Raw genomic sequence first — 22,343 nt, forward strand, 5'->3', positions numbered from 1 at the left:
TTCGTTAAGGGCATGGCTGCCATCGATGCGTTGTAGGAAGACTTGGCTATTCAGTTGTGAATGACTGAATTGGATGTGGAGGGCTCTGTTTTGGGCGGTTAGGCCGAGCTGATCAATCGCACACTGAATATTATTGATGAAATTCTTCATGTCAAAATGAGTTAATCATTATTATTTAGATATTCTTAACCCAAATTGTACACGAAAAAATCAATTTTAAACGATATGAATTGTTTCAATCGTTAATTCAAGGCGGGCTAACCTTTTTTTACCAAATAATGAAACTCTTTGTTCCCATTGTCATCTAAACGTTCTTCTTGCAACAGCAATTCATGACCAAGATGCATACAGAATTTAGGAATATCCCAAGAAGTTGAATTATCTGTTGCAAATACTTCCACCACATCACCAGACTTAGATTTACGAATGGCTTGATGTAACATCATCACCGGTTCTGGACAACGTAAACCACGTGTATTCAACTGGATTTGAGGTTGAACTTGAGAATCAGACATTCAATATCGCCCTAAAAAGATTGGGCGATTATTTTATCATAATTCAATCTTTTCACTCCCAAATTCAGAAAAAGACTCCAAATACAGTGGTCTATGATCAAATAGATCATTAGGAATCAAAATTTTACCAATAGACAAGCGTATTTTCTTCGGTATGATTAAAACTTATTTTTTCAATTGAAGAGTCTTTAGGAAAGATCATGCAAGAGGAATCAGGTACATCGTGGGGTATGCGTGGCTTACGCAAATGGTTAGGCACAGCCCCAGAAACCCGAGATGAACTGTTAAAAATTGTACAAGATTCACGTCGACTACTCGAACCAGATACAGTAGCGATGCTCGAAGGAATCTTTGACCTTCCAGCGACTAAAATTCGTGAAGTCATGACGCCACGAACTTCAATGGTTAGCTTACAAGAAGATGATGAGTTATTGGATATTCTTGATGTTCTCATCGAGTCAGCACACTCACGTTTCCCTGTATTTTCAACAGATCAACCTGATAACGTCATTGGTATCCTTTTGGCAAAGGACCTCTTACCTTTCTTAAAAGATCGTGATTCGAAAGTAAATGTACATTCGCTGATGCGCCAACCGATCTTTGTGCCTGAAAGCGCGCGTTCTGATCAAGTGCTCCGAATGCTAAAAAACACTCAAACACATATTGCGATTGTGATTGATGAGTACGGTTCTACTTCGGGTTTAGTGACACTTGAGGATATTCTTGAAGAAATTGTGGGTGAAATTGAAGATGAACATGACAATGTCGATGAAGAAGCCAATTTCATTGTTCCAGATCAAACCAGCAACAGCAGTAACACGTGGTTAGTTCAAGCACTTACACCAATTGAACATTTTAACAATGTTTTAAATGCTGAATTTTCCGATGATGAAGTGGAAACTGTGGGTGGACTATTACTGCAAGAAATTGGTTTAGTCAGCGATCTTCAAGGCCAAGTGATTGAATTGGGAGATTGGGAATTTACCATTGTGGAAGCAGATGTCCGTACTATTCATCTGATTCGAGCTGTGCGTAAATGAGAGCCTATTTTCAAAAATTATTGAGTCCTTCAGAAAAACAAAAATCATTACCTTTCATTTATCCACTCCTTATTGCTTTAACAGCAGGTGCGACTTTTAGTCTCGCACTTGCACCTTTTTATTGGTGGTGGCTGGCAATATTATCGCCAGCATTGCTATATGCCACACTCAGTAAGCGGAATTCTAAACAAGCATTCCTCATCGGTTGGGCTTACGGTTTTGGATTATGGTTTGTAGGTGCATTCTGGTTATACACCTCTATCCATGTGTATGGTGATACATCTGCGTTTTTAAGTGTCATCATGATTGCGATTATGGCCTTGGTGATGGGGCTATTTACTGCAATACAAACTTGGATATATCGTCGATTCTTTCCAGAAACACCACTTACTTTTGCCCCTTTATGGGTATTCTTTGAATGGGCAAAAACTTGGGTATTTACTGGTTTCCCTTGGTTATTTGCAGGTTATGCTTTTACCGAGCGCTTCTTAGATAGCTATGCACCTTTATTTGGTGTATTTGCAGTTTCTTTCGTGGTCATTCTCATTGCATCTGCACTTGTTGAAATCCTACGAAGACGCTACTTTTGGGCTATTCCAGTTTCAATTGTATTACTAGGTGCATGGGGCGCATCCTATTTAACTTTTGTTGAAGAAAAAAAATCAACACCGCTGAGCGTTTCTTTAATCCAAGGTAATATTCCTCAAGATTTAAAATGGTTAACTGAGTATCAAGTAAAGACACTTGAAATCTATGCGCAATTAACACGATCAGAATGGGGACGTGACTTGGTGGTTTGGCCTGAATCATCAATCCCAATGTTTCAATCAGATATCGAACCATTTTTAGATGCAATGGATCAGCAAGCCAAAAGTACCAACACAGCTTGGGTAACAGGCATTCCATATTGGGATTTAAATGAATCGAAGGCATTGGGTTATCCTCGTTATTACAACTCCATGATGGCATCCGGTGATGAAGCTACAGGCTTATATAAAAAACAGCGTCTCGTTCCTTTTGGTGAATATATTCCGCTGTCTGGCCTGTTAAGTTGGGTGTTACCTGCGCTTCAAAATGATCCTTCAATGAGCGGTTTTTCACGTGGTCCACAGGATCAAGCTCCATTTTCAATTCACAACCACAAATTAGCTGCTGCGATTTGTTATGAGGTTGCCTATCCGAACCTAACCCGACGCAATGCACTAAATAGTGATTTCCTCGTCACCGTTTCAAATGATGCGTGGTTTACGGGTACCGCTGGTCCGTGGCAACATTTACAAATGGTACAAATGCGAGCAAAAGAAAATGGACGCTGGTTTATTCGTGCAACCAATACAGGTGTGACTGCTTTTATCAACCACAAAGGGGAAATCGTCAGCCAAGCCCCAATTGATCAAAAAGCGGTTCTTCGTGGTGATCTACCTGCAATGGAAGGGCAAACTTGGTATACGAGATTCAGTGATTGGCCAATATTGGGATTGTCATTGATTTTATTGGTGATGGGTTGGTACTTTAGACCACGTGTTGTCGATGTCAGTTTTAAATCTCGTCGATAACACTTGGCTCAAATCAAATATACGTTCTATATCAAAAAAACCGAGCAAATATGCTCGGTTTTTTTAAATTTGTGTTGTGAGGTAAGACAGCATTGCCATCAAACTCAACATCGGAATAGATCGATAAATTTTAATCAGCAGCGCTTCAAATGTTGAAGATACATCAGACAGCGTCAAAACAGATGCTTTAAGTGCACTATAAAAACTTAAAATCGTAATCGCACTAAATACACTAATCGCCAGAAACCCGATCATGATTTGACTGCTTGCATCTGCATTTGACCAAAGATCAATAAATAGATGACTGATAGGCAATAAGCTCAAAATAAGCAGTGCAGACTTGAGCACAGTCCAATGAAATAAATTGATTTCATCTGACAATATTAATGCTTTCATCATTCGCCCTTATTATCAAGCTAAGCTGTTGGCTCCATTATGCAGGGAAAAATTAAAATAAAAAGCCTAATTTTCTTCATATTTTCTGTTTCTTGTAACCATTAAATATGGGAATAATTCTTATTATAAATCTCAAAAACCAATTATTTATAAAAATTATAATTATCAAAAACTTAACCAGATAAAATCAAATAATAAAGATTATCACTTCACTCGATATTTATTAATTCGATTAAGTGAAGTGATTAATACCATGAATGGTTTTTAATAATGATTTTCATTTATGGTGTGTAAAAGATATCAGCATCATTTCCTTCGCCACCCTGCTTTCCATCTGCGCCGAATGAATAAAGATCATATGCACGACCTTCCGAACCAGGAATCACATATTGTAAATCATTATCCCAACTATCTTTAGGATAACCACCCTTCACATAACCACCAGGTAACCAATTTTTTGCTGAAGCTGGTTGATTGACCAAAGCATCCAAGCCACCATCTTGCATCGATGGATATTGGTTGTTGTCTAATTTGTATTGATCCAATGCACCTGCAACACCTTTCAGCGTAATGATTGTGGTATCAACCTTCGCTTTCTCACCACGACCCATGACATTAGGCACAATCAGTGCTGCAAGCACACCTAAAATCACAATCACTACCATCACTTCGATCAGGGTAAAACCAGATTGTTTTCGCATTTTCATCTTGTTTCGCATGTTTTCACTCGCTATTTCATTCATTATTAGAATTTATTGAATCTGTTTAAATCATATTGTTCATGTTGACGATTGGCAACATGACAGCAATCACGATCACCAATACAATCGCAGCCATTAACACCAACATTAGTGGTTCCAACAACGCCAATAATGTTGAGATCAATGTAGTAACCTCTCGATCTTGCATCGTCGAAGCTCTTTCTAACATTCGATCCAACTCACCCGAGGCTTCACCACTTTTGATCATTTGCACCATCATCGGTGGAAAATAACCACAGCGTTCAAGTTGCGTCGCCAAATTTCCACCCTCTGTGACCTTTTCAGCCGCGACATTGACTGCATCTCGAATAACCCAATTGCTACTTACTGCTGCACCAATTTTCAACGCGTCGACCAAAGGAACACCAGATTGTGTTAAGATAGATAAGGTACTTGAAAAGCGGGCGGCATTAATACCTCGTGATAGTTTTCCAAATAATGGCAACTTCAACGTGAGACGATCAAAAGCATAATGCCCTGCGGCAGTCCTTAAAAAACGCACCAATAGAAAGAATCCCAACGCCGATGCAACCAATACAAATGGCCAAGCTTGACGTATAAAATCACTGGCTTTCATTAAAGCAACCGTAATCCAAGGTAGCGCATCTTTACTTTGGTCAAAAGTTTTAACGATGTCTGGTACTACATAGGTCATGAGTCCCATTACGATACCGAAAGACATCAACATCAAAATAATAGGATAAATCATTGCACCTTGAATCTTCTTTTGCATCGCAAAGCGATTTTCAGTGTAATCAGCCAATTGATCGAGAATAAGATCTAAGTGTCCTGATCGTTCACCAGCAGCAATCGTTGCAATATAAAGTTCAGGGAATCTGCCAGATTGTTGCATCCCTTGAGCCAAGGAATGACCTTCTAAAACCTTTGATCTTACAGATAACATCAAATTTTGCACGTGAGCTTTTTCGCTTTGTTTGGCAACTGCTCTTAATGATTCCTCAAGTGGGATCCCCGCTGCAACTAATACGGATAATTGGCGAGTCATCAAAGCTAAGTCATAAGCTGTAAATTTTTTTTGAAAAAAACCACCAGTTCGATGCTTGTCTTTTTGTTCTACAGCATCAACTTGTACTGGAATCCATTGTTTATCCCGAAGCTGTTGTCGAATCTGTCGGGCTGAATCACCTTCTAGCACACCCTTTTGCTGCTTTCCTGAAGCATCGATGGCAGTATATTGATATGCGGGCATGATAATGCTCTAATTTTCCTAATTATGATGTCTTAAGAGTTGCCTTAGACCGTTCTCTTCATTCATATTGATCACTTGCAACAACTTGAACACTCTATCACAAGCATTGGTTATCCACGATAAGTTTTCACCATATTGATTGACGACTATATATGACAAATATTTCAGAATTAAGCCAAATTGTTTATCGAGTGCGCATCGCGGTGCCAGTTTATCTATATGATTGTTTTGATTATGAAGTTTCTGCAGAACAATACCAAACTATACACATAGGTTGCCGTGTTCTTGTTTCGTTTGGTCGTCAAAACTTAGTCGGAATCGTACTTGAAAAGATCGCACCAGAAACGCCATTAGATCCGAAAATCAAACTGAAACCCATCACTGAAATCTTGGATCTGCAACCCATACTCAATGCTACGATCATTCAGCTCGCGCAGTGGTCTGCTCAATATTATCAATTCCCCATTGGGGAAGTCATGCATACCACTTTGCCGACATTTTTAAGGCAGGGTAAACCCTATAATTTATTAGCTCACTCTTGGAAAGTTTTAAATTTAGACGCTGAAAAGAAAGTGGCTCGATCTTTAAAACAACAAGAGGCTTATAAAATTTTAAAGCTACACCCTCAAGGGACTGCCGAGACGATACTGAATTTGAGTGGTGTGGAAACAGCAACATTAAAAGCGCTTGAAAAGAAAGAAATCGTCGAATGCAAATTGATTCAGCAGGACTTTAGTCCTGAACCTGTACAGCTGGCTCAAATGCCATTGACTGCAAATGATGATCAAAAAAAAGCAATTCAATCCATTTTAAAAGCACAAAATCGCTATCAAGCATTTTTACTCGATGGTTTAACTGGAAGCGGAAAAACTGAAGTTTATTTGCAAGTCATGCAAGAGGTTTTACAAAAAGGTCAGCAAGTATTGGTACTGGTACCAGAAATTGGCTTAACCCCTCAAACTATCAGTCGATTTCAATCTCGCTTTCACTGCAATATTGTCTTGTTGCATTCCGGACTGAATGACACAAAGCGCCTCCAAGCTTGGCAATATGCTCAAACAGGGAAGGCCTCCATTATTCTTGGTACACGCTCTGCGATTTACACCCCCATGCCAAATTTAGGGCTCATTATCTTAGATGAGGAGCATGACCTGTCATTCAAACAACAAGAAGGTTTTCGCTACCATGCACGTGATGTTGCTCTCTATCGCGCTTATTTAGAGCAATGCCCCATTGTCCTTGGCTCAGCAACACCAAGTATTGACTCATATCATTTGGTGGAGCAAAAAAAATTAACGATTCTGAAACTCGATGAACGTGCCGCAGGTGCAAGCTTACCTAAAATTCATTTAATTGATCTAAAGATTGCTCAAAAACAGCATGGTATAAGCGAACAACTCATTAAAGAAATTCAAAAAAGACTCAATCAAGAAGAACAGGTACTGATCTTTTTAAACAGACGTGGTTATGCACCTGTCCTGATCTGCGAAAGCTGTGGATGGCAAGCCAATTGTCCCCATTGTGATGCACATTTTACGCTTCATAAAAAACCATATGAGCACCTGCATTGCCATCACTGTGGGACAATTAATCGACTGCCTGATCAATGCCCCTCTTGTCAGCAACACACCTTGAAGCCGATTGGAATGGGCACGGCAAAAGTTGAAGAGAATTTACAACTTTTATTTCCAGACTTTCCTGTGGTCAGAGTAGATCGTGATTCCACGAGCCGTGTCGGGAGTTGGCAAAAAATTTACGAGCAAATTCATCAAAGTAAACCGATGATTTTACTTGGTACGCAAATGTTAGCCAAAGGTCATCACTTTCCGTATGTAACCTTAGTTGCAATCTTAGATATTGATAGTGGCCTACTCAGTGTTGATTTCAGAGCAACGGAACGAACAGCCCAATTGATTGTTCAAGTTGCAGGTCGTGCAGGACGAGGTGAAAAAAAAGGTGAGGTTTATCTACAAACTTTACGACCTGATCACCCTCTACTCAACACGCTCATTAATAAAGACTATCGTGCTTTTGCTCGTGAAACACTTCATGATCGTCAAGCTGCTTTACTCCCTCCAATGCGCTATGCAGCATTAATACGTTGTGAATCGCGTAGTCAGGAAGAAAATCTCAATTTTTTAACCAATATGACACAATCGCTCCAACAACATACTGGTGAGCTGATTGAGATTTGGGGTCCAATTCCTGCGCCAATGGAGCGAAAGGCTGGGCGTTATCAGGCACATGTGGTTTTATTGTCATCAGATCGTGCAAAAATGCATTTCTATATACGAGAATGGTGGCCATTCGTGCTTCAACAAAAACCTTCAACGATGAAGCTCAGTATTGATATAGATCCTCAAGAGCTAAGCTAATCATGAATAGAGTTAAATTATCAAAGTCGAAGACCTGAATTAAATTTACACAGCTAAAGCAGACACGATTACAATTTCATCAGTCCAACATTCCACTTTAGGGAAGGCCAATGCCATTGTTGTTACAAATCACAATTTTTCTAGCTGCCGCATTAATTTTTGTTCCGCTCGGAAAAAAAATTGGTATTGCGACAGTCTTAGGTTATTTGTTTACAGGAATATTACTTGGTCCAAGTGCATTGAATGTGACCAATGATGCCGAAACATTAATGAAATTAGCTGAGTACGGCGTGATTTTTTTGATGTTCTTAATCGGCCTAGAATTACGCCCTCAGCGCTTGTGGAATATGCGTCACTCTATATTTGTGATTGGAAGTGCTCAAGTCTTGATCACAGGTATAATTCTTGTCGCAACCATTTGGCTGTTCTTCCATCAGCATCTTGCTGCTAGTGTCGTAATTGGTCTTGCCCTTGCTTTATCATCTACAGCATTTGTCATGCAATTACTTGCAGAAAAGCAGCAGCTGAATACCGCGCATGGTCAGCAATCTTTCTCTATTTTACTGTTTCAAGATATTGCCGCTATTCCTTTACTCGCCCTGATTCCCCTACTCGCGGGAAATCAGTCTACACATCATGGTATTGCTTATTTTGCCGCTGTTGTTGCAACGTTTACTGGCTTATTTTTATTTAGTCGCTATGTGATGCGACCATTTTTTAGATTCATTGTACAGAGTGGTGCCACTGAACTCATTACGGCTGCTGGACTCTTCATTGTTTTGGCTGTCGTTCTGTTTATGGATATGCTCGGATTAAGCACCACGCTCGGTGCTTTTCTGACAGGTGTATTACTCGCGGATTCTGAGTTTCGCCATGAACTGGAATCGAGCATTCAACCCTTCAAAGGTTTACTACTCGGTTTATTCTTTATGAGCGTAGGCATGATGACACCGATTGATCTCCTCGTAGATCAGCCGCTATTCATTTTTGGTGGGGCATTCGTGCTGATCATCATAAAAATATTAAGCATGGTTGCAATCGCACGATATTTTAAATTTCAATGCAAAACCAGTGTATTGATTGCCATTTGTCTTGCTCAAGGAGGAGAATTTGCTTATGTGATCTTAGCTGTTGCGAATACCGAAGGTTTAATTACTCAAGCAGTGTTATCCCCTACGATTCTGATCATTGCAATTTCGATGGCACTCACCCCTGTCATTTTCTGGCTTGCACAACGATGGCTCATTCCATATCTTGATCGAAAGACTGATAGCGCTGAAGATGTCCCATTACCAGACACTCATTCAACATTAATCATTGCAGGTTTTGGACGCGTCGGACAAATAGTGGCGCGCGTTGCTTATCTCAATCATGTCAGCTTTACAGCCATTGATAATAATTTAGAAAAAATTGATTTTGTGAGAAAGTACGGTGGTAAAATTTATTATGGAGACGCCTCCTCCCCTGATTTATTGAGATCTGCAGGCATCGAGCATGCTAAGGCATTTGTACTTGCTGTAGACGATGTGGAAATGTCGATGAATATTGCTCGCCATTTACGTTTGAATTATCCAATGCTCAAACTCATCGTCCGTGCCCGTGATCGACATCATATGCATTTACTTAAAGACTTAGGCATTGAGCATATTTGGCGTGAAACTTTTCTATCTTCACTCGGTATGGCATTTCGCACCTTAACCGCGTTAGGTTTAAGTCAAGAACATGCTCAACATAGTATTGAAATATTTAGAGACTATGATGAGCGTCTATTAGCTGAGCAACAACGCATCTATACGGATGATCAAAAAGTCTTTGAAAGCTATCGAAATTTCTTAGCGGAACTCGAACAAATTTTTGAAAATGATGCGCAACAACATCAACCACTTTTAGAAAGTTTAGATGAAACCATTGATTCTGAAGTAAGTTCTATAGAACGACGCGCTAAGCACTCGCAAAACCAAATTAATGTTTGTCGAGATGAAGAATTTTAACTTGTGATTTACAATATCGTCACCATCTAGACAGGGATTTGGAGAATTTTATGTCTGATTTACGTCAACGTTTTTTTATTGATAACAGCCCTGTTCGTGGTGAAGTCGTACATCTTGAAGATACGCTTAAAACAATTTTAGCGCAACGCGCCTATGCACCTGCGATTCAAATTTTATTGGGCGAAATGCTCAGTGCAACTGCATTGTTGGCCAGCACACTTAAAATTAAGGGACGTATTAGCCTCCAAATTCAAGCTTCTGGCACCTTAAAATGGGCTATGGCTGAATGTAATCACCTCGGTGAAGTACGCGGATTAGCTGAATATGAAGCTGATCCACGTTTTGAAGAAGCATCAGACAGCAGCATCGTTCTGAAAACTTTGGTCAGTCCAGTTTTATTTATTAATATTGAACCTGAATTTGGCGAACGCTATCAGGGTATCGTGCCTTTAGATCAGCCGAATTTAGCTAAATGCCTCATGCAGTATTATGATTTATCTGCCCAAATCCCAACCAAGATCGTTTTAGCTAGTACTGCTCAACGCGCTGGTGGTCTTTTGATTCAATTGTTACCGCGTAACAATGATGAAGAGCAGCAAAAGGTTGATGAAGATATCTGGCCTCGTCTAACCATGCTCACTGAAACTTTAAAAACAGATGAACTTACTGAGCTAGATGCGCAAGAAATTTTGTATCGCTTATATAATGAAGAAGAAGTCAGACTACCTGAAGCTGAACAACTTCAATTTGGCTGTACATGTTCTAAAGAGCGTTGCTCTACAGCATTAATTCAGGTGGGTGCTGAATCTGTGCGTGAAATTTTAGAACAACAGAACCCTATTACCATGGACTGTCAATTCTGTAACACTCAATACAGATTTACTGCTGAAGAAGCACTCGGTCTATTCGGCGAGCACCTCAGTTAATCCTTAACAGTTCTCTTCGAAAATCAGCAAGTTTTACTTGCTGATTTTTTTGGTTGTAAGAAATTGAAACAATTATTCACCATCTGAACATATTGTAGTCTTCGAAAGTCTGCTCATAATGATTAAAAGTTAATCAACGGTTATTTTTGCTTAATGGCAAATAATTATTATGAGGAACTCGGACTAGATCGCGATGCGAGTCCTGAGGAAATAAAAAAATCATATCGAAAACTGGCTCGGAAATACCATCCCGATATCAGTCAAGCACCTGATGCCGAAAAAAAAATGCAGGCGATTAATACTGCGTATGACACATTAAGTGATCCTTTAAAAAAACAAGAGTACGATCAACAACTCGATCAGTTGAATAGTCAGTCTCCTTTCTCGGATACTAAAAACCATACAAATCATGAATTTTCTGGCTTTGAAGATTTGTTTGGGCGTTTTGGTACAGGTTTTGGTGGAGGTTATGCACAGCGCTCACACCAATATAAATCCCAGCCAATTCGTGGTGAAGATCAACATGCCTGTATAGAAGTGCCCTTACAAGTCGCTTTTGAAGGTGTCACTCAATCCATCCAATTGCGTATACCCACTTTTAATGCATATGGACAACCTGAAGTTCAGCGAAAAACCCTTGAAATTAGAATCCCGAAAGGGATGAAAAACGGTCAACAAATTCGGCTCAAAGGTCAAGGACAAGCTGGTTTATCGGGCGGTGAAAATGGAGATCTTTATATACAGATCCATTATCAAACCACTGACAGCATATATGTCGATCAGGCAGACATTTACTATCACATTAACATTAGTCCTTGGGAAGCTGCTTTAGGCCAAGACATCGAGCTAAAAACCCCCTCTGGAAAGATTAAAGTCAGCATTCCTCAACATACAATTTATGGCAAACAACTCCGTATTAAAGAAAAAGGGATTCCCTCTTCCCCCCCGGGACACCTTTATCTAATCCTGAATATTGTTTATCCAAGAGCAGAATCCCCGCAGCAAAAACAGGCATATGAGCAATTTGCTCAAGCATTTACACATTTCAACCCTCGTGATGAAGGAGGTGAATCATGACAACGATTCAGTACCGAGAAGTGTACAAAAATGGATATTTAGAGGCTGAAATCATTGATGACCAATGTATTTTTGATTTAAAGCATTTTGCCCAAGCATGCGGACAAAGTCCTGAATGGGTTTTGCAATTACTTGAATATGAGATTCTACCTGCTCGTTCTGAGCAAAAAATCCATCAATTTTTTGGTGAAGAACTTACTCGAGCACGGAGAGCTTATCGCTTGCAACGGGATTTTGAAGCAAGTCTCCCTGCCGTCGCCATGATGATGGATCTGATAGATGAAGTACAACAATTGCGCAAGCAAGTGAAATACTTCAAATAAAGCAAGCCCACATAAATGCATGTACTGTTACATGCATTTATTTTTTATTGATTAGAATGAAAGGATTAAACCATCAATGAAAGTTAAAGAATGCAATAAAAAGCTGAAAAACCTTTTCCCTGAGTTCCGTGAACTTATTCAGCCTTTAAGAGAAGAAAACCCTCACTTCGCTAAAATTTTCGAGGAACATGAAACGCTAGATCATGAAATTACGCATTTGGAACTAAATCCAGTTAATGTAATTAATGATGATATTGAGTTTCTAAAGCGAAAAAAACTTAAATTAAAAGATGAAATGTATCGTTTGCTCAAACAAGCGCAGACGAACCTTACTCAGTAATTTCAATTTAATATTATAAAATAACGGTGAATCTGGCACTTATCATTCTGACTTAAAGCATAAGTGCCTTATGTGACGTTGACTATTTTAATCGAGTCCAACGCCCCATTTCTCGGAGCGTACCTTTCAATGTTTTTTGAATCGGTTCATACTCCAAAAATGCAAACAAACCGAGTTGTTGCTGCTGGTTTTGTTGAGCCAACAATTCCATCACACTTTTTTCACCGCGCCCGACCATTTGTCTACGATAAAAATACCAAATTAACAAAAGTGTTGTCACACACATGGCTGTGAGCATATACCAAAAGCCATGCGGTGAGTTTAATCCTGGAATAAATTCAAAATTCATTCCGTAAATACCTGTAAGAAGAGTCAGTGGTGCAAATACAGCGGTGATAATTGCTAAAATTCTCATATTTTCATTGGTTTGATTGGCCACTGCTGAAAAGTGCAAATCGATAGCGGCTTGTACTGCATGGTTTAACCGAACACTGTGCTTTTGTATTCTTTCAATATGGCTAATTAAATCATCCATTCGGACGAGCATTAAATTTTGCTTCTCTGCCTTACGTTTAGCTTTAATATGATGATAATTTTCGACAATTTCATCTCTTAATTCTTGTAGGCATTCAACCTGTTCTTCACACAAATTTTCAACTTGTTGAAAAGCGGTGATCTCTTGCAGCAGTTGATTCCATCGATTAAATTTTTGATTTCCTTGTAATAGTTCTCTTTGCCAAAATTCCACACGTTTGGTTAGTGGTACACGTAAACCTAAATAGCCATCCACCATCATATTCAGTAATCTAAGCGCAATATCTACAGGGCTCTGTGCTAATTTTCGTGGAATATTTTGTTGCTCTATAGGTCGTGTTTGAATCGCCTGCACTCTTTCAAGATATGTTTCAAATACACGATTACCTCGTTCATGCACTGTGATTAAAACATTTGATGTCATGACAAAACTTACCGGCGTTGTAACAATGTCCGCAGTTTGTTGTTCAGCTGAATGACCATTCTGAATTTGAATGTGATCATCTGGGGTGATTAATTTTTTAAAGATCAACAAATCATAATCATCCAATGCATCAAATACGCAAGGATGCTCAAGGTTTTGAATGTCTTTAAGATGAAATTCGTTCAACAGAATTCCAGTGTTCTCAAAAATATATCGTTGCCACGTCTCTGTATTTTGAATCAATTCGTGGCGTTCAAAACTCAACCATATAAATTCTGCATCAACATCAGTCGATAATGCTTCACTCAGATAAATATACCCGTCATCTTGATGATAATAATAATTAAATTTTTTCATTTTAGTTATTTTTAAATGAGAACATTTTGATCGTGCCATAAAAAAAGCCTTGTTTAACACTCGTTTAAACGAAGCACCACACAAGGCTTAGAATTAGCTTAAATGATTAAGCTTGTTCAATGTCTTTCATTGTAAGTTTGATACGACCACGGTTATCAACATCCGCAACTTGTACCTTAACTTCTTGACCTTCAGTAAGAACGTCTGTCACATTCGCAATACGCTCGTTCGAGATTTGTGAAATGTGAAGCAAGCCATCAGTACCAGGAAGGATATTGACGAACGCACCGAATTCAACGATACGAATGACTTTACCTGTGTAAATTGTACCTGGTTCAATTTCTGCTGTAAGCGCTTGGATTTTCGCTACTGCAGCCATTGCCGCTGCTTTAGTTTCACCAAATACACGTACTGTACCGTTATCTTCGATATCGATCGCTGCTTTGGTTTCTTCAGTGATTTGACGAATAGTTGCGCCGCCTTTACCAATCACGTCACGGATCTTATCAGGATTGATGCTGATCACTTGGAATGTTGGTGCGTGCATTGAGATTTCAGGACGAGCACGTGAAATCACTTGATTCATCTCATTCAAGATATGCATACGACCTGCATACGCTTGATTCAATGCAACTTCCATGATTTCTTCAGTAATACCTTCGATCTTGATGTCCATTTGAAGTGCAGTAATACCGTTTGCAGAACCTGCTACTTTAAAGTCCATGTCGCCAAGGTGATCTTCGTCGCCTAGAATGTCTGAAAGAACTGCGAAACGTTCACCTTCTTTCACTAGACCCATTGCAATACCTGCAACTGGCGCTTTAAGTGGAACACCTGCATCCATAAGTGATAAAGAAGCACCACACACAGACGCCATTGAAGACGAACCATTCGATTCAGTGATGTCAGATACGATACGAATCACGTACGGGAAGCGATCAGCTGGTGGAAGAACTGCTTGAACACCACGACGTGCCAAACGACCATGACCAATTTCACGACGTTTAGGACCAGATTCACGACCAGTTTCACCTACAGAGTATGCAGGGAAGTTGTAGTGAAGCATGAAGTTATCAGTCTTCGTACCTGCAAGGGTATCCACCATTAATGCATCACGCGTGTTACCCAAAGTTGTTGTTACAAGTGCTTGAGTTTCACCACGTGTGAACAATGCAGAACCGTGCGCGCGATCTAATACGCCCACTTGTACGTCGATTGCACGAACAGTTTTAGTATCACGACCATCAATACGTGGTTTACCAGACAAGATATTGTCACGAACTGTACGATATTTAAGGTCTTCAAATAATTCGTTCACTTCGTCAGCAATACCTGTTTCGTCATTTTCTGGAACGAATTGAGCAATCGCTTCAGCATGAAGTGCATCAAGTGCTGCATAACGGTCTTGCTTAACCGCAATCGTATACGCTTCAGAGATTTTCGCTTCAAAAGCTGCTTTCAATTGACTACGAAGGTCTTCGTTTTTCGCTGGAGCAACCCAGTCAGATTCCTTCGCGCCAGCAGCTGCAGCAAATTCTTTGATCGCTTGAATTGCAATTTGCATTTCGTCGTGACCGAACAATACAGCACCCAACATTTGGTCTTCTGAAAGTTCTTTCGCTTCAGATTCAACCATAAGAACAGCAGCTTCTGTACCTGCAACCACAAGGTCAAGGTCAGATTGAGCAAGTTGTTCATGACTTGGGTTAAGAACGTATTCACCGTTAATTAAACCAACGCGTGCAGCACCAATTGGACCACGGAATGGTGTACCTGCAATTGCGAGTGCAGCAGAGGTACCTAACATTGCAGCAATATCAGCTTCCATAGTTTTGTCAGATGATACAACTGTTGCAGTCACTTGGATTTCGTTGTAATAACCTTCTGGGAACAACGGACGAATTGGGCGGTCGATCAAACGTGAAATTAAAGTTTCAGCTTCAGATGCACGGCCTTCACGCTTACCATAACCACCTGGGATACGACCTGCAGCATATTGTTTTTCTTGGTAGTTAACAGTCAGTGGGAAAAAGTCTTGACCTGCTTTCGCAGTCGGTTGAGCAACAACAGCAACCAATACAGTCACACCACCCATGGTAATCACTACTGTATTTGCTTGACGCGCCACACGGCCTGTTTCAAGCACAACTTGGTGCTGACCGAATTGGAATTCTTTACGAATAATATTAAACATCGACATGTTCTATTTTTTCCTGATTTTATTCTAGTGGAGACCCCTAAGGTTTGGCATTCACAACACAGGTTTTAAATGACAAAGCTTAGAAGCCGACCTCACTAGAAACACTATTTTTAAACACAAAGAAGGAGCGAAACTATTCGCCCCTTCCCCATGATCTAGTCGAAACTAGATCGCCTTTAGTTTTCAGCAATACAGCATTCAACATGCAATAATCCGAAAATAAAGTTTAAATCGAATTAACGACGTAAACCTAAAGCAGCAATCAAATCGCTGTAACGAGTAGCATCTTTACCTTTAAGGTAGTCAAGAAGCTTACGACGTTGGTTAACCATACGGATAAGACCGCGACGGCTATGGTGGTCGTGTTTGTGCTCTTTGAAGTGACCTTGTAAGTCATTGATTTGAGCAGATAAAAGAGCTACTTGAACTTCTGGTGAACCAGTGTCGTTTTCAGCGCGAGCAAATTTAGCAATGATCTCTGCGCGATCTGCGTTTGTTAAAGCCATTCGATTTCTCCGAGATGCTTATTTAAAAGTATTTGATACAAATCAATGACGCTCTTCAAAGCGGAATTGACTGCCGTGCATCACTACAGCAGCGTGCTATTTTAAAGGAACCCCCCTCAAAAAGCAAAATTATCCGCTCAATAACTTCTGGCAGAAACAATCATCAATTCATGTCGTTAAAGATACTGACTTTTGTTTTTTGGCAGGGCAAACTTGCCTGTTATAAAAACAATGAAACATGGAATGAACGTGAAATTACTCTCTACAAATACGTGCATAGCACCAAAAGACTTAACTACGATCACTCGTCATAAAGACGAAGTTGCGCCAGAACTTGGGGGAATGACGCAACAGCAAATTGATAAAATTTGGCACAGTGTTGAAGCACTTTATCGTACTGGCAATCATCCAATGATCAGTATGTGTTTACGTCGCAAGGGTCAGATATTAATTAATCGCAGTATTGGTTACACAGAACTTGGTCCAAACTATCAAACAGACCCTTCTAAAGTTGCGACACCAGAAACACCGGTCTGTATGTTTTCTGCCTCTAAAATCGTTAATGCCATGTTAGTGCATTTGTTAGATCAACAAGGGAAAATTAACTTACTTGATCCAGTGAGTCGCTATATTCCAGAGTTTGGTGTTAACGGTAAACGACGCGCCACCATATTTCATTTGTTATCACACCGTGGCGGTATTCCTAAAATTGAAACTGAGGTCACTCCAGAGCTTTTATTTGATCGTCAAGGGATCCTGGAGCATCTTTATGCAGCAAAACCGATTGCACCCGTAGGCTCGCAACTCTCTTATCATGCTGTAACTGCTGGATATATTTTAGGAGAATTGGTTGAACGTGTAACAGGACAAGATATTCGTGATTACTTGCACGAACATATTGAAAAACCAATGAATTTACCTTTCTTCAACTATGGTTTAAAACCAGAACTACGTCATTTAGTTGCAAAAAATTATCCAACTGGGATTCACCCTGTTTTGGGGACTGACCTATATCTCAATCGTGTATTAGGCGGAGGACTGCAACTGGCAGTGGATGTCACCAATGATCCCCGTTTTATGGATACCGTCTGCCCTGCAGGAAATATTTATACCAGTGCTGAACAAGCCAATCGTTTTTTTGAAATGTTACTTAATGGTGGTCGTTATCAAGATCAGCAAATTATCAATTCAGAAACGGTCTTCAGAGCAACACTCCCTACATCCAATACAACAATAGACCGTAACCTTTTAGCACCTATGCGTTATGCACTTGGTCCGATGTTAGGCAGTAATCCAATCGGTGTATTTGGCCCAAATACTGGACAAGCTTTTGGTCATCTAGGTTTCTCGAATATTTTATGTTGGGCAGATCCTCAACGGGATATCAGTGTATCGTTCTTAAATACAGGGAAATCTGTGTTAGGCACACATTTAGCCGCTTTAGCAAAAGTGCTATATCAAATATCCAACCAATGCCCAAGTATTCCTAAGGAAAAAAGACGCGCGTTATTTGGAACTGATCAATCTGAAACTGAACGTGTTTAATATCAATGTAAAAAAGGCATCATTTAGATGCCTTTTTTTTAAAGTTTTCATCTATTAGCTATTAATTAACCAGTGCAGATTGTCACAAAAAAGAAAGTACGACAGTTACGTTTTGGTGCTGGCGTTGGTGTTGGCGTAGGAGTTGGCGTCACTACAGGTGGGTCAATAACAGGGGGTTGTGGTGCTGGAGTAGATGGAGCACCATTTAACGCAGCAATTAAATTCAAACGAGGTGTTCGAATTGAGTTACGATGATCCGTAACCAAAGTTCCCGTAGACGTCATACGTGCAACAATTTGATCCAGAGATTCATTCGGGAAAGCATTATTCGCACGTAACACAGCAACAGCACCAGCAATGTGAGGTGCAGCCATTGAAGTACCATCCATTGTATATCCACCAGCGGTGATACGTGAACCAGGCGCCAATAAAGTTAAATTACGACTAGAGTTACTGAAACACGTTACTTTGTCGCTATAAGTTGCACTGTCAGAGCAATTGCTAAATGCAATCGAACCTACGTTAGCATCATAAACTGCCCCTACACTGACTGCACCCGCAGTACATGCTGGATAGGATATACCACTCAGATGGCCATCATTGCCAGATGCAACTACTGGTAATACCCCATAGCCTCTCAACTTCGAAAAAGAATCTGTAAGTACGGAACTAGTACAAGTTGAGGAATAACTACGTCCATTACCAATGCTTAAGTTTACTGATTTAATGTTTTTGCTTTGGGCATGGTTCGCTACCCAGTTCAAGGCACCAATTATGTCATAATCGGATGCGCCACCACCAGTTCTAGCTGTACTGCCGGTGAACACATCAAGCATCACAATTTTTGCATCTGGTGCAACTTTAGAAGCAATTGCTGCAACGTTAGTTCCATGTCCATTAACATCTAATTCTAATGTATCGTCTTCTTGAGCAATTTCAATAGAATCCGAAACTTTGCAAGTGGATGATGGTACACCTGGCGCTGTACAATTACCAAAGTCTGAATGGTGGTAATTAATACCTGTATCTAAGATAGCAATTGTTGTCCCCGCACCAGTATAGCCTTGCGCAGCTGCAGGCACTTGACCAATTAATGGTAGACTTTGAGATGCTGTCGTATAAGAAATATTATTTGGATAAATTGCTTTTACATTCGGGTCATTCAATAAGCTTACGAGCGTGTCACGCTTTTGAACGCGATGAAAACTATATGGTAAGGCATTATAATCGCGTAGTAATTGAATACCACCTAAACGCTTAAAGTTCGATTGAATCGATTGCTTCTTTTGAGCAAGATGTTCACGAAGTTGAGCGCGATTATTTTCTAAATGATTAATGTCAATATGATATTCAACGATTAGATCATTTGAACTGTTGTTCAATAATGCCGACAGATTAATACCACCTTTCGACACTTTTTGTTTTGCCTGATTGTTCAATTTAGCGTTAGCTGCTACAGGACTCATTTGAGCCATTGCAGTACCGACCATCAAAACACTCAAACATGCGCTTAATGATAAAGTTTTAAACATAATTGTTCTCCGTTGTTATGTTTTTAGTGCGCAGGGTAAAAAATTACACTTGATTGGCTGGATCAGTTTCTGGATCAATAGGCTTAATCGAAAAATCGCTCTTCGGATCTACTAAATCTGGAGAATCAGTAACAGGCATCTTCTCAGACTCATTTAAATCTTCGACTTTATCTTCGTTAGGCGATATTGGCGTTTGCTGTCCACGCTCAGAAGCAGATAGAGAATCAATCTGAGCGACTGAGGAACTAGTTTGATCTGCAGGCTTAAAACATTTATACAACCCAAACAGAACAAGACTCACCAAAATGATTAAAATTATGAATTTTTTCATGGTTTTTTTATAAAGTGATAATTTTTACTCACTTTAATAGAATCATTAAGTCAAAACAAGTATAAAGATGCCTAAAAATTAAAATTGAGATAAACGGTTAAAAAAGGCCCTATGACAAGTCATAGGGCCTTTTTTGCGCTGTAGATTCTTATATTTTAGTTATGATTCTGTTATTTATATTTTTATTGTAAGTGCTGCACACACATTTATTATTAATACGGTCCTTGTTCTTAAGGTTTCATTTCCTTATATGACTATTTTGCCAGATTCATTATGCAACACAAGTCGCAGTTTTCTGATCTTTATGTAAGAAATTACGTACATTATGTAATCAATTTAATCTTATATGTATATAAAAAAGCCCTGTAGTCTCTCCCAAAACTACAAGGCTTAGCGGCTGTAAGTTTCCTCTTTTATCACTTACATCATTGTAAGTTCGCAGTCTCTCGACTATAAATTATTGTAATTATGCGATATTGCTCAACTTTCCGTGTTGAACCTTTTATGCAAGCAATCATCGCAAAAAATTGTACGAAGCTCTATGCGCCAATTTCTCGAATCCTTGTAAGATATTTCCTACAAAGGTTTTCTATTTTCAACCAATCGTTAAATATTAGATATAAATAAAGTGTTTAATTTATTCAATAAACCTGTTTTTCTTATTGTTTTAATGTTTATTGCCTCAAATAAAGCATCAGTATCCACCAATAAACTGACTGCTTTTTTTGCCCTCGTAATCGCGGTATACAATAATTCTTGGCTCAATAGACGTGACGCAAACTCATCTAATACAACTGCAGTGTGTTTAAATTCAGAACCTTGCGACTTATGAATGCTCAGCGCATAACAGGTTTGCATTGACTTTGGTAAACGTGATGCTGGAAACCATTGGTCAAGACTTGGAAAATATACTTCAAATTGATCAGCAAACTGGCGATGTCTGAGACATATCCCAATATCACCATTAGAAAGCCCGAGTTGATAATCGTTATATGTCATCATGACAGGGCGACCAATATACCAAAGGTCGTGTCGTGATATCCGCATGTGCTGAAATAGCTCCCTTTCAATTTCATCATTCAAACGATTCAATCCCAAATGTCCATGTCTCACTGCAGCTAAGATCCTATAATCATCAAATTTTTGGATAATTTCAGCCACATCCTGCTGCTGATATCCATTTCTGACATAAAGGTTGAGTGCTTTAAAGTAATCCGTAAACCCCGAGCTTAATTTAAGGTAATAGGCTTTTAAATCTTGATCTGAATATTCTTTATTCAAATACTCTAGTTGAACAAGATCCTCTTGAAGCTCAGCTAAATTAATCTGTTGGATTTCAGACGCTCTACAAATCTCCTTCTCAAATTTAGCCAATACATCAACTTTCGAGCTTTGTGGTGAGCATTCATGTGATTGGATGAACCTTGCCAAATCACCGATTTTTGCACCTGCTTTGAATCTTCTACTGGTCACTAAATTGACGTGATGGTCTTTAAGCGCTTTTACTTGTTGTAAATCTGCCAATACCATCCCCACATCAACCGAGGCCAACTGCTGTGCATCCCCTAACAAGATCAAACGACATTGGTCTGGAATCGCTTCAAAAAGCATCGTCGCGAGATTGAGATCAAGCATTGAGGCTTCATCAATCACCACCACATCATAGGGTAATGGCTTTTTCAGACTGTATTTAGGTTGAGCGCTATGCCCTAAACCTAGAAGACGGTGAATCGTTAACGTATTTTGCTGCTTTAAGTGGGCAATATCCAAACCCATATTGAGCATTGCATCGTCATTTAATGAGTTTTGCAATGCTTCTTTCATTCGCTGTGCAGCTTTCCCTGTCGGTGCAGCCATTGCGATTCTTAACTGATGATTCGACTCATTTAATACAGCAATAATACGCGCTAGAGTATACGTTTTCCCTGTACCTGGACCACCCGTAATCATACTCAGCGCTTGCCTTGATACCATTTCCAGAGCTTGCTTTTGAAATGGATCGGTTAATAATTTTTCATATTTTGTGCAATCTGCAGGCACTATCGTTTGCTGCTTTAAACGATAAACTTGTTGAGCTAAACGCTGCTCTAATTGCCAATAGCGATATAAATACAAATAGTTCTGATCATAAACAAAAGGCGCGACCTGTTGCTCTGCAAGCTCTGCGCTCACGAGTAGCTTACTCAGATCTTGGATAACATTCCCTTTCAAATCAATACAACTATCGCCGATAGTAGATGCCATCAGAACTTGTTCAATGGTGTTAATGGATTGTTCATTTAAATCATCTGATGAAAGATACTGATTTAGGATATATTCAGCCCAAGTTGTTACCCATTGAGGAACATCAACTTTTTCATTCTGATTAATTTCCACACAGTTATCCTCATAGTTATCTACACAT

The 22,343-nt window shown here is 39.5% G+C and carries 20 protein-coding genes; 9 read left to right on the top strand and 11 right to left on the bottom strand.

The genetic code is table 11. From position 1 onward, the window contains the following. Positions 1-150: hypothetical protein (locus tag AC1M9K_RS09495; RefSeq protein ID WP_481589199.1), on the bottom strand; the 150-nt coding region annotated here is incomplete at its 3' end. A gap of 107 nt (positions 151-257) precedes the next feature. Next, complete coding sequence (tusA, locus tag AC1M9K_RS09500) at positions 258-515, bottom strand: sulfurtransferase TusA (RefSeq protein ID WP_035264077.1); 258 nt, start codon at positions 513-515, stop codon at positions 258-260. 200 nt (positions 516-715) lie between these two features. Between tusA and AC1M9K_RS09505 the strand changes: the two genes are divergently transcribed. Both AC1M9K_RS09505 and lnt read left to right on the top strand, forming a co-directional pair. Beyond that, the gene (locus AC1M9K_RS09505; RefSeq protein WP_092767211.1) at positions 716-1,555 is read left to right on the top strand and encodes an HlyC/CorC family transporter; all 840 of its coding nucleotides are present in this window, start codon (positions 716-718) and stop codon (positions 1,553-1,555) included. Beyond that, on the top strand, positions 1,552-3,111 hold the full coding sequence (gene lnt, locus AC1M9K_RS09510; protein WP_481589129.1) for an apolipoprotein N-acyltransferase: 1,560 nt from the start codon (positions 1,552-1,554) through the stop codon (positions 3,109-3,111). Before AC1M9K_RS09505 ends, lnt begins: the two co-directional genes overlap by 4 nt. A 63-nt stretch (positions 3,112-3,174) precedes the next feature. Here lnt and AC1M9K_RS09515 read toward each other — a convergent pair whose 3' ends face one another. The 3 genes from AC1M9K_RS09515 to gspF all read right to left on the bottom strand — a co-directional run bounded on the left by AC1M9K_RS09515 (position 3,175) and on the right by gspF (position 5,478). Continuing rightward, entirely contained in the window at positions 3,175-3,507 is a 333-nt protein-coding gene (locus tag AC1M9K_RS09515) for a hypothetical protein (RefSeq protein ID WP_035264069.1), read from the bottom strand. A 281-nt stretch (positions 3,508-3,788) separates the two neighbouring features. Continuing rightward, positions 3,789-4,226 carry a type II secretion system major pseudopilin GspG gene (gene gspG, locus AC1M9K_RS09520; RefSeq protein WP_092767409.1) on the bottom strand — a complete coding sequence of 146 codons (438 nt, stop codon included), beginning with the start codon at positions 4,224-4,226 and terminating at the stop codon, positions 3,789-3,791. A 46-nt stretch (positions 4,227-4,272) separates the two neighbouring features. Beyond that, positions 4,273-5,478, bottom strand: a complete 1,206-nt coding sequence (gene gspF, locus AC1M9K_RS09525) for a type II secretion system inner membrane protein GspF (protein WP_481589130.1) — start codon at positions 5,476-5,478, stop codon at positions 4,273-4,275. Between the two features lie 152 nt (positions 5,479-5,630). Between gspF and AC1M9K_RS09530 the strand changes: the two genes are divergently transcribed. From AC1M9K_RS09530 to AC1M9K_RS09555, 6 genes are all read left to right on the top strand, one after another. Next, a complete protein-coding gene (locus AC1M9K_RS09530) occupies positions 5,631-7,853 on the top strand; it encodes a primosomal protein N' (protein WP_481589131.1) in 2,223 nt (740 codons plus the stop codon). A gap of 110 nt (positions 7,854-7,963) precedes the next feature. Beyond that, a complete protein-coding gene (locus AC1M9K_RS09535) occupies positions 7,964-9,844 on the top strand; it encodes a monovalent cation:proton antiporter-2 (CPA2) family protein (protein WP_481589132.1) in 1,881 nt (626 codons plus the stop codon). A gap of 50 nt (positions 9,845-9,894) precedes the next feature. Then, on the top strand, positions 9,895-10,770 hold the full coding sequence (hslO, locus tag AC1M9K_RS09540; protein ID WP_035264061.1) for an Hsp33 family molecular chaperone HslO: 876 nt from the start codon (positions 9,895-9,897) through the stop codon (positions 10,768-10,770). Between the two features lie 153 nt (positions 10,771-10,923). After that, positions 10,924-11,847, top strand: a complete 924-nt coding sequence (locus AC1M9K_RS09545; protein WP_092767224.1) for a DnaJ C-terminal domain-containing protein — start codon at positions 10,924-10,926, stop codon at positions 11,845-11,847. Beyond that, positions 11,844-12,170: a chaperone modulator CbpM gene (locus AC1M9K_RS09550; RefSeq protein ID WP_035264056.1), complete on the top strand. Its 327-nt coding sequence runs from the start codon at positions 11,844-11,846 to the stop codon at positions 12,168-12,170. Before AC1M9K_RS09545 ends, AC1M9K_RS09550 begins: the two co-directional genes overlap by 4 nt. 76 nt (positions 12,171-12,246) lie before the next feature. After that, a complete protein-coding gene (locus tag AC1M9K_RS09555) occupies positions 12,247-12,510 on the top strand; it encodes an HP1242/YdcH family protein (protein WP_035264053.1) in 264 nt (87 codons plus the stop codon). 82 nt (positions 12,511-12,592) lie between these two features. Here the strand turns inward: AC1M9K_RS09555 and AC1M9K_RS09560 are convergent, their stop codons facing one another. The 3 genes from AC1M9K_RS09560 to rpsO all read right to left on the bottom strand — a co-directional run bounded on the left by AC1M9K_RS09560 (position 12,593) and on the right by rpsO (position 16,531). Beyond that, positions 12,593-13,825, bottom strand: coding sequence for a magnesium transporter CorA family protein (locus AC1M9K_RS09560; RefSeq protein ID WP_481589133.1), 1,233 nt, complete (start codon positions 13,823-13,825; stop codon positions 12,593-12,595). A gap of 106 nt (positions 13,826-13,931) precedes the next feature. Beyond that, positions 13,932-16,019 carry a polyribonucleotide nucleotidyltransferase gene (pnp, locus tag AC1M9K_RS09565; RefSeq protein ID WP_481589200.1) on the bottom strand — a complete coding sequence of 696 codons (2,088 nt, stop codon included), beginning with the start codon at positions 16,017-16,019 and terminating at the stop codon, positions 13,932-13,934. A gap of 242 nt (positions 16,020-16,261) precedes the next feature. Then, complete coding sequence (rpsO, locus tag AC1M9K_RS09570) at positions 16,262-16,531, bottom strand: 30S ribosomal protein S15 (protein ID WP_035264047.1); 270 nt, start codon at positions 16,529-16,531, stop codon at positions 16,262-16,264. 249 nt (positions 16,532-16,780) lie between these two features. On the opposite strand from rpsO, the gene AC1M9K_RS09575 reads away from it, so the two are divergent. Then, positions 16,781-18,076 (top strand): serine hydrolase domain-containing protein, encoded by a 1,296-nt coding sequence (locus AC1M9K_RS09575; protein WP_092767411.1) that lies wholly within the window; start codon positions 16,781-16,783, stop codon positions 18,074-18,076. Positions 18,077-18,141: 65 nt separating this feature from the next. On the opposite strand, the gene AC1M9K_RS09580 is transcribed toward AC1M9K_RS09575, so the two are convergent. The 3 genes from AC1M9K_RS09580 to recD form a co-directional block, all read right to left on the bottom strand. Continuing rightward, positions 18,142-19,608 (bottom strand): S8 family peptidase, encoded by a 1,467-nt coding sequence (locus tag AC1M9K_RS09580; RefSeq protein ID WP_092767230.1) that lies wholly within the window; start codon positions 19,606-19,608, stop codon positions 18,142-18,144. Between the two features lie 43 nt (positions 19,609-19,651). Beyond that, positions 19,652-19,939, bottom strand: a complete 288-nt coding sequence (locus AC1M9K_RS09585; RefSeq protein ID WP_092767232.1) for a hypothetical protein — start codon at positions 19,937-19,939, stop codon at positions 19,652-19,654. Positions 19,940-20,545: 606 nt separating this feature from the next. Continuing rightward, complete coding sequence (recD, locus tag AC1M9K_RS09590) at positions 20,546-22,315, bottom strand: exodeoxyribonuclease V subunit alpha (protein ID WP_481589134.1); 1,770 nt, start codon at positions 22,313-22,315, stop codon at positions 20,546-20,548. Positions 22,316-22,343: the final 28 nt, after the last annotated feature.

Source organism: Acinetobacter sp. 24-47-67 (assembly GCF_056779735.1).